General features: G+C 75.2%; 9 protein-coding genes. 7 read left to right on the top strand and 2 right to left on the bottom strand.

The features are described from left to right. Positions 1–218: 218 nt before the first annotated feature. From VF825_RS14065 to VF825_RS14040, 6 genes are read left to right on the top strand one after another with little or no spacing between them, the layout of a single operon-like run. Positions 219–422: a hypothetical protein gene (locus VF825_RS14065; protein WP_331114357.1), complete on the top strand. Its 204-nt coding sequence runs from the start codon at positions 219–221 to the stop codon at positions 420–422. A 40-nt stretch (positions 423–462) separates the two neighbouring features. Continuing rightward, positions 463–1536, top strand: a complete 1074-nt coding sequence (locus VF825_RS14060; RefSeq protein ID WP_331114354.1) for a LacI family DNA-binding transcriptional regulator — start codon at positions 463–465, stop codon at positions 1534–1536. A 1-nt stretch (position 1537) separates the two neighbouring features. Next, positions 1538–2005, top strand: coding sequence for a PPOX class F420-dependent oxidoreductase (locus tag VF825_RS14055; protein ID WP_331114352.1), 468 nt, complete (start codon positions 1538–1540; stop codon positions 2003–2005). A 28-nt stretch (positions 2006–2033) separates the two neighbouring features. Next, complete coding sequence (gene coaE, locus VF825_RS14050; RefSeq protein WP_331114350.1) at positions 2034–3227, top strand: dephospho-CoA kinase; 1194 nt, start codon at positions 2034–2036, stop codon at positions 3225–3227. Further along, on the top strand, positions 3227–3601 hold the full coding sequence (locus tag VF825_RS14045; RefSeq protein WP_331114348.1) for a YidH family protein: 375 nt from the start codon (positions 3227–3229) through the stop codon (positions 3599–3601). The genes coaE and VF825_RS14045 overlap by 1 nt, the downstream gene beginning before the upstream one ends. Further along, complete coding sequence (locus tag VF825_RS14040; RefSeq protein WP_331114346.1) at positions 3598–3921, top strand: DUF202 domain-containing protein; 324 nt, start codon at positions 3598–3600, stop codon at positions 3919–3921. Before VF825_RS14045 ends, VF825_RS14040 begins: the two co-directional genes overlap by 4 nt. Here the strand turns inward: VF825_RS14040 and VF825_RS14035 are convergent. Then, positions 3893–4372: a MarR family winged helix-turn-helix transcriptional regulator gene (locus VF825_RS14035; protein WP_331114344.1), complete on the bottom strand. Its 480-nt coding sequence runs from the start codon at positions 4370–4372 to the stop codon at positions 3893–3895. The two genes, VF825_RS14040 and VF825_RS14035, sit on opposite strands and share 29 nt — an antisense overlap. A gap of 88 nt (positions 4373–4460) precedes the next feature. Here VF825_RS14035 and VF825_RS14030 point away from each other — a divergent pair, with 88 nt between their 5' ends. Continuing rightward, positions 4461–5903 (top strand): MFS transporter, encoded by a 1443-nt coding sequence (locus VF825_RS14030; protein WP_331114342.1) that lies wholly within the window; start codon positions 4461–4463, stop codon positions 5901–5903. A gap of 82 nt (positions 5904–5985) precedes the next feature. Here the strand turns inward: VF825_RS14030 and VF825_RS14025 are convergent. Continuing rightward, positions 5986–7550 (bottom strand): N,N-dimethylformamidase beta subunit family domain-containing protein (locus VF825_RS14025; protein WP_331114340.1); only part of this gene is annotated, 1565 nt, incomplete at its 5' end.

Here is a 7550-nt window from a genome sequence, read left to right as displayed (position 1 = left end):
GCAACTGAGCAGCTACGCCGTGACGCTCACCTGAGCATCGCTGCGACGAGGGCCCGGACCGCACTGCGGTCCGGGCCCTCGTGCGTTCCCCACCCGGACCCGGCGGGCGGGCGGGCGGCAACGCGGTACCCGTGGGGCGATCGGCTTGACCGGTACAGAATGGAGGGTTTACTGTATCGGTACAGAAGCCACCCCTCCGAGAACCGATTGGCACCACCGTGAGCACTGCCCCCATCGCCGCCTTTCACATCCGGGCCGCCGCCGAGCGCGAGGTCCTCAGCGCCCGCCCCGGCGCCCCCGTCGTCGTCGAGCAGCCGGCGCCGGCACGCCGTCCCCGCCTCGAGCGGTCCCGCACCGGCCTGGCCTCGGTCCTGCACCGCACCGCGGACCGCGTCGCGCCGGCCTGCGGCGCCCCCTGCTGACGTCCGGCACCGCTGCGTCACGCCCGTGAGAAGGTGAGGCGTGGCCAAGGTGACCCTGCAGACGATCGCCGACCAGGTCGGTGTGAGCCGGATGACGGTCTCCAACGCCTTCTCCCGGCCGGACCAGCTCTCCGCCTCGCTGCGGGAGCGCATCCTCGAAGCCGCGCAGGAGCTCGGCTACGTCGGGCCCGACCCCAGCGCGCGGGCGCTGGCCCGGGGGAGCACGGGTGCGGTGGGCGTGCTGCTCACCGATGCACTGCACTACGCCTTCGCCGACGAGGTCGCGATGGCCTTCCTCGGGGCGATCGCCTCCGAGCTGGCCCCGACCGGCCTCGCCCTCACCCTGCTCACCTCGTCGGAGACCAGCGGCCGGGTCCCCGCCCGTGACGTGGCGATGGACGGCGCGCTGGTCTACTCCTGTGACCCCACCACGCCTGCCGTGGCGTGGCTGCGCAAGCGCGGCCTGCCCCTGGTCTTCGTCGACCAGGTGCAGGCCCCCGGCGTGCCCAGCGTCAACGTCGACGACCGGGGCGGCGCCCGGGCCGCCGCCCAGCACCTGGTCGACCTCGGCCACCGCCGCATCGGCATCGTCAGCGCGGCGGTGGGCGGCTCGTTCGGCCTCGACCCCGACCCCCTCGCCTCGCCGCTGGCCCACCCGGTGCGCCAGCGGCTGCTGGGGTGGCTCGAGGCGCTCCGCGCCGCGGGCATCGAGCCGCCGGTGGTCAAGGTCCCCGACTCCGGTCACGACGACTACCTCGCGGGCGCGCGGCTGCTGCTGGCGCTGCCCGAGCGGCCGACCGCGATCCTGTGCTTCTCCGACGTCGTGGCCGCAGCCGTCGTGCACGCCGCCGAGGACGCCGGGCTGCGCGTGCCCGAGGACCTGTCCGTGGTCGGCTTCGACGACAGTCCGATGGCGGCCCGGATGCGGCCTGCGCTGACCACCGTCCGCCAGGACTTCGCCGCCAAGGGCAAGGTCGCGGCAGCCGAGCTGACCGGCGCGCTCGCCGCGCCCCGCTCGGACGTCCGGCGCCGGGCCCGGCACCACGTCCTGCCCACCGAGCTCGTGGTGCGGGCCAGCACCGCACCACCCCACCCCGACCAGGAAGGGTCCTGACATGCCACGCACCATCGCGACGAACACGAGGGTCGACCTCGACGGCCTGTTGGAGTTCGTCCGGCCGCGGCACCAGATGGTGCTGGTCACCCGCCGCCACGACGGCGAGCCGCAGCTCTCGCCGGTCACCGGCGGGGTGGACGCGCAGGGCCGCATCGTCATCTCCACCTACCCCGAGCGGGCCAAGACCGCGAACGCGCGGCGGGACCAGCGGGCCAGCGTGATGGTGCTGTCGGACGACTTCGGTGGCCCCTGGGTCCAGGTCGACGGCCAGGTCGAGGTGCTCGACATGCCCGAGTCGCTGGAGCCGCTCGTGGACTACTACCGCGCCATCTCCGGTGAGCACCCGGACTGGGACGACTACCGCGCCGCGATGCACCGCCAGGGCAAGAGCCTGCTGCGCATCACGCCGCACCGCTGGGGCCCGGTGGCCACGGGCGGCTTCCCCGCCCGGCTGGCCGACGACTGAGGCGTGCCCCGGCGGTAGGGTCGGCGCCATGCTGCGCGTGGGCCTCTCCGGCGGGATCGGGTCGGGCAAGTCGACGGTCGCCGACCGGCTGCGGGAGCTCGGCGCCGTCGTCGTCGACAGCGACCTGCTGGCACGCGAGGTCGTCGCGCCGGGCTCGGATGGCCTGGCCGCGGTGGTCGAGCGGTTCGGGCCGGGGGTGCTGGCGGCGGACGGCTCGCTGGACCGGGCCGCGCTGGGGGCCATCGTGTTCGCCGACGCCGACGGCAGGCGCGACCTCGAGCGGATCACCCACCCGCGTATCGCCGCTCGCGCCGGAGAGCTCGTCGCGGCGGCGCCACCGGCGGCGGTGGTCGTCCACGACGTTCCCCTCCTGGTCGAGAAGCACATGGGCGCCGGCTACCACCTCGTGCTCATCGTGGACACCGACGAGTCGACCCGTATCGCGCGCCTCACCACGCTGCGCGGCCTCACCGAGGCGGACGCCAAGGCGCGCATCGCCGCGCAGGCGACCGACGAGCAGCGCCGCGCCGCCGCCGACGTGCTGCTGCCCAACAACGGCAGCGTCGAGCAGGTCCGTGCGGCGGTCGACGCGCTCTGGCGGGACCGGCTGGTCCCCTTCAACGACAACCTCGTCCACGGCCGGCGCAGCCGTGGGCCCGAGGTCCCGACCCTGGTGGGCCCCGACGCGTCGTGGCCGGTCGAGGCCGGGCGTCTGGCCGAGCGGATCGCGCTGGTGCTGGGGGAGCGGGCGGTGTCCGTCGACCACATCGGCTCGACCAGCGTGCCCGGCCTGGTGGCCAAGGACGTCATCGACCTGCAGGTGTCCGTCCGCCGACTCGAGGACGCCGACGACCCGGAGTTCGTGGGCGCCTTGGGGCGCATGGGGTTCCCTCGGGTCGAGGGCATCACCCACGACGAACCCAAGCCTGACCAGCCCGACCTGGCCTTGTGGCGCAAGCGGTTCCACGGCAGCGCCGACCCGGGGCGGGTGGCCCACGTGCACGTGCGAGAGGTCGGGTCGCCCGGTTGGCGCTACGCCCTGCTCTTCCGCGACTGGCTCCGTGCCGACGCCGCCGCCCGCGAGGACTACGCGCGTCTCAAGCGCGAGCTCGCCGGATCGGCTGCCACCACAACGGACTACGCCGAGAGCAAGGAGCCGTGGTTCACGCAGGTGCGGCCCCGCGCCGAGGCGTGGGCGCGGCATACCGCCTGGGACGGGTGATGGACCGCCGCTGGCCGCGCAGCGTCTACGGCGTCGGTGACGAGCCCGACCCGCGGTTCTCGATGTCCAACGAGCGCACCGCACTGGCGTGGATGCGCACCGCCATGGCCCTGCTCGCCGGCGGGGTCGCGCTCCTCTCGGTCTCCAGCCTGGCCACGCTGCCCAAGTGGTCGGCGCTGGTGGCGGCAGCAGCCTGCGTCGGCGGCGGGGCGCTGGCCTGGCGTGCGGTGGTGGCCTGGGCCCGGATCGAGCGCGCGCTGCGCACGCACGAGGCGCTGCCACCGCCGCGGGCCCTGGTGTCCCTCGCCGGTGGGGTCATCGTGCTGGCCGGGCTGACCCTGGTGCTCAGCCTGGTGCAGCTGTTCCGGTCATGAGCCCGATCCCGGACCGCGCGGCGCTGCAGCCGGAGCGGACCTCGCTGTCCTGGCAGCGCACGGCGATCACCGCGACCGTCATCATGGTGCCGCTGGTCATCACCGACCTGCGGCTGAAGGTGTGGCCCCTGGCGGCGCTGGGGTCGGTGGCCACCCTCTCGGCGGGCGTCCTGGTCTACCGGCTGCGCCGCCGGTTCGACCAGCTCGGTGACGACGAGGCGCAGTACCGGCCGTTCTGGCACATGGTGCGGGTGGCCCTCGCCTGCAGCTTCGTCGCCGCGGGAGGCCTGCTCACGGCGGTGGTGCAGCTCCTGCGCTGAGCTCGTCGACCAGGCGCCCGAGCGCCGGCAACGCGGCCAGGATCGCCCGGCGGTCGGTGGGGGAGAGGCGGTCCAGGGCGTGGGCGAACCGCAGCTCGTGGGCCTGCTGCCACTGCTGCAGGTGCCGGCGGCCGTCGTCGGTCAGGGCGAGCACCACGGCGCGGCGGTCGCGCTCGTCGGTGACCCGGTCGACCAGGCCGGCGGAGACCAGCTGCTGGACGAGCTGGCTGACGGTGTTCTTCGCGAGGCGGTGCCGCTCGGCGATGTCGTTGACGCGCAGGCCGGGCTCGTCCTCCAGGCGTTGGAGGATCTCGACCTGGGCCATCGGCAGCTTCTCCCAGGGGTAGTCGCTGCGGATGCTCGCGCGAAGGGTGCGCCGCAGCCGGGCGATGACGTCGGCCAGGCGCCAGGCGTCGCTGTGGGCGGCTGGCGCGGGCGCGGTCCGGTCCATGGCGCGATCCTAGCCACGGGTGGTTCTGCCCTAGAATAGATCGCAGACAGAACCAATTCCCCCGACTGTTCGAGGAGCGTGTCCGGCCGTGACCGTCCAGCCATGGCGCCGCGTCCTGGTCGAACCCGCGCGCCCGGACCGAGTGCGCACCTCCGCGCGGGCGCAGTGGTGGGCCGTGGGCACAGTCTGCGTGGGCGCCTTCATGGGCCAGCTGGACGCCAGCATCGTCACCGTCGCGCTGCCGAGCATGCAGCGCGAGCTCGGTGCGGGCGTCGGGGAGCTGGAGTGGGTCTCGCTGTCCTACCTGGTCGTGCTCATCGGCCTCGTCGCCGCGGCCGGGCGGCTGTCAGACGTGCTGGGCCGCAAGCTGCTCTACACCTACGGCTTCGTCGTGTTCACCCTCGCCTCGGTGGGCTGTGGCCTGGCCGCCTCGCTCGGGGTGCTCATCGCCATGCGGGTCGTGCAGGCGGTCGGGGCGGCCATGCTCCAGGCGAACAGCGTCGCCCTCATCCGCACCAGCGTCAGCGCACGCTCGCTGCACCGCGCCATCGGCCTGCAGGGCGCGGCCCAGGCGCTCGGCCTGGCGCTGGGGCCGGCGGTCGGCGGCCTCCTGGTCGACGTGGCCGGCTGGCGCTGGGTCTTCCTCGTCAACCTGCCGGCCGGCGTGCTGGGCGTGGTCGCCGCGGTGCTGCTGCTGCCGCGCACCCGGGCCCGGGCGGCCCGGCGCCGGTTCGACCTCGCCGGCCTGGCCCTGCTCCTGCCGACCACGACGGCCCTGCTGCTGGCCTGCTCGGCACTCGCCCGCGGGGCATCGGCGGGAGAAGTCGCGGTGCTGGGCGGCCTGGGGCTCGCCGGCCTGGCGGCGTTCGTGGCCGTCGAGCGCAAGCAGGACGCGCCCCTGGTCCACCTCGAGCTCTTCGCCGAGCGCGCCTTCCGCTCCGGCCTGGCCGCCGCCGCGCTCGGTTACCTCGTGCTGTTCGGGGTGCTCTTCGTGACCCCGCTGTTCCTCGAGGCGACCTGGCGGATGAGCGCCGGCCGGGCCGGGCTGCTGCTCATGGTCCTGCCGGCAGCCCTGGCGCTCGCCGCCCCGGTGTCGGCCCGCCTGACGCGGCGCGCCGGTGCCGCCGCGGTGACGTCCGGCGGACTGGCGCTGTCCGCGGCAGCCCTGCTCGCGCTCGTCCCCGCCGCGCACCACCGGTATGCCGTGGCCGGCCTGCTCACGCTGGTCGGCCTGGGCATGGGGGTGTTCACCCCGGCCAACAACGCATCCGTGGCCGCGGCCGGGCACCCGGAGCAGGCCGGGCTGGTCAGCGGGCTGCTCAACATGACCCGGGGCCTGGGCACCGCCCTCGGGGTGGCGGTGGCGGCCGCGGCATGGGCACTGGCCGCCGGGCACGGGTCGGCGGTGACCGCCACGGCCTCCGCCCACGGCTTCCGGGTGACCATGCTGGTGCTCGGCGTCCTCGCGGCGGTGGGTGCCGCCGTGGCCCTGGGGCGTGGCCCCGGCCGGCGGGCGACCCGCACGGGATGAGGCACCCCGCTGACGACAGGTGGCTACAGGTGTGCCGCCCGGACGGCCAGGCTGAGGGTCAGGGTCAGGGCCAGGGTCGGGGTCAGGAGGCGTCGGCGCCGGCCGGGTCCTGGCCCAGCGCGGGGTAGGCGGTGGCCACGCTCGGGTGGCGTGCGCCGGCCCGCGGGGTGGCGAACGCGGTGAGCAGGTTGAGCGTGATCCGGTCGAGAGCGGCGACGGTGGCGGCCGGGACCGGCCCGTTCGGGCAGGTCGCGTCGAGGTCGCAGCTCCAGTAGGTCGTGCCGGCCGCGAACACCCCGGCCCCGCTGGCGGCGGAGTGGTAGCCCGCGGTGGCCAGGGACGGCCGGGACCGGCCCTGGACCGGGACGACGGTCTGGAGCAGCACCTGGGTGTTGGCCGGGGTGCTGCCCCCGGGCGGCTCCACGGCGTCGACCTCGTAGCCGACGACGCCTGTGAGCACAGACCCGGGACGCAGGGAGGTCCCGCCGAAGAGCCACTCCGGGGCCGTGCGCACCGTGTAGCTGCCGTGGACCCCCACGGCAGACATGCCGAGACCCACCAACGCCGCGGGGTCACGGTGCAGCAGGCGGGAGCGCCACTGGACCGTCGTGGTCTGCGGCGTCCGGGCCGCGAGGCCGTCCAGGGTCGCGAGGCGGTAGACGGTCATCCCCGTCGCCCGCCCCGTCGGGTCGCGCTCCACCCGGGCCTGCCAGTAGATCTCGTTCGCGCCGAGGGAGGCGAGATTGGTCCCGCCGTCCCGGGCGGCGACGAGTGCGTCGTACGCCCGCAGCGTCCAGTACTCGGTGTGCCCGCCGAGCAGCACCGCGGACCGGCCCCGCACCTGGTCCGGCGTGGCGTCCAGCGAGGTGACCGTCGTGAGGTCCGTGGCCAGGTGGTGCCTCGAGAGGAACCGGACCAGCGGCACGTCCATGGCGAGCACCTGGGTGAGCCCGTCCCCGGTGAGGGGACGGTCGGCCGAGGCGACGTAGGACCGGTTCGCCGACTTCTGCTGGTGGGTCTGGCCGGGGCCGGCGTAGAGGCTGCTGCCGCCGTACTCGTCGTAGGCCAGCCAGGTCAGGTCACCGGCGACCATGAGGTACGGCGAGCGGGCCCCGGAGGTCTGCACGACCAGCGGGAGGTATGACGGGGAGCCCGGCTGGGCGACCGGCACGACCTCGACGAGGTAGAGCCCGGGCGGCCACTGGGCGGTGACGTCGAGCCTGGTGGTGACCGGCCAGTGCTCCGCGACCACCTTGTCCGGGCCGGTCGGCGCGGCGTCGGGCTCGTGGTGCACCGTGACGGGTCCTGACTCCCACACCAGCCGGGACCCGTGACCCCCGTAGTCCCCGATGCGCAGGGCGCGCAGCCGCACCTGTCCGACCGGGGCGCGGCCGGACAGGTGCACGCCGAGTCGCTGCCCGCACACGGCGCTGGTGGCATCGAGGTAGCCGACGACCGGGCCGGTCCGCGACCGGACCTGGCGGGGGAGCAGGTCGTCGACGCCGGGGCGGCGCTCCTCCGCGGCGCTCCACCCCGCAGGAGCGTTGACGCAGGTCGGCGAGGGGGCGGGCAGGGCCTGCGAGATCGGCAGCGCCTCCCGGGCCACCGCGGCGGCGCTCGCGGCCGGTGGCCCCGGGCGCGTGGTCA

This window comes from Oryzihumus sp., assembly GCF_036391795.1.
Taxonomy (GTDB): domain Bacteria; phylum Actinomycetota; class Actinomycetes; order Actinomycetales; family Dermatophilaceae; genus Oryzihumus.
This window is presented reverse-complemented; position numbering and strand designations above follow the sequence as displayed.